Origin of the sequence: Burkholderia lata, assembly GCF_902499025.1 — a bacterium.
GTDB lineage: Bacteria > Pseudomonadota > Gammaproteobacteria > Burkholderiales > Burkholderiaceae > Burkholderia > Burkholderia lata_C.
Genome location: NZ_CABVPW010000116.1, coordinates 1 through 671 on the forward strand (window position 1 = coordinate 1; position 671 = coordinate 671).

General features: G+C 62.7%; 1 protein-coding gene. It reads left to right on the forward strand.

The genetic code is table 11. The features are described from left to right. Positions 1-161: 161 nt before the first annotated feature. A complete protein-coding gene (locus BDI24065_RS41335; protein WP_254609971.1) occupies positions 162-449 on the forward strand; it encodes a hypothetical protein in 288 nt (95 codons plus the stop codon). The last annotated feature ends 222 nt before the right edge of the window (positions 450-671 follow it).

The window sequence follows — 671 nt, forward strand, 5'->3', positions numbered from 1 at the left end:
GTTCCTCAAACTCGGTTGCTGCCTGATCTGCTGGAACACCCTCCGGCGCGCCGAACAGTCTTTATGAAACCGTCTCTTATGGTTATCCATGAGCCGCAGCGGCCAGAACTGCCCGCAAAGCCTTCTTCGGGCGCGGTGCCCAACTGGGTGCGTAGGTAGGCGTGCAGGACGTGCAGCGTCGATGCGACGCCGGGCAGATGCTTGGTCGCGCTGACCCCGCCGGGAAAGAAACCGATTTCTACTACGGGGGCGTCGGTGTCGGCATTGGCTTCGGACTTCGTCTCCCGAAGATCAAGCCTCCGAGATTTTCTCTGCCAGAGATCAAGATCCCCAAGATCGCCGGGCGCGAGGTCGAGGGTGCCGGCTCTGCTAAGTCCTTCGACAGCGCAGGCCTCATCTACATGGCGCCGGCGTTTCATGGAACGGAACTCGCCGAGTCCGATTTCTAGCGCGCCACGGTGTACGTCGACGGCGGCGTAGGCATCGGATACGGTAAGGCGGGATCGGCGATGATCCTCGGGATCAATTCCGCGCAGCTGGCCCTGGGGTTGTCGAATCCTGCGATGGCCTGGCTGGCCGAGATCGCCATTGCGTATGCGCCAGCGATTCTACTCATGGGCGGCACGACCGTTGGCTTGCAGGCGGGTGCCGGCGCCGGCATTCTCGTCGGC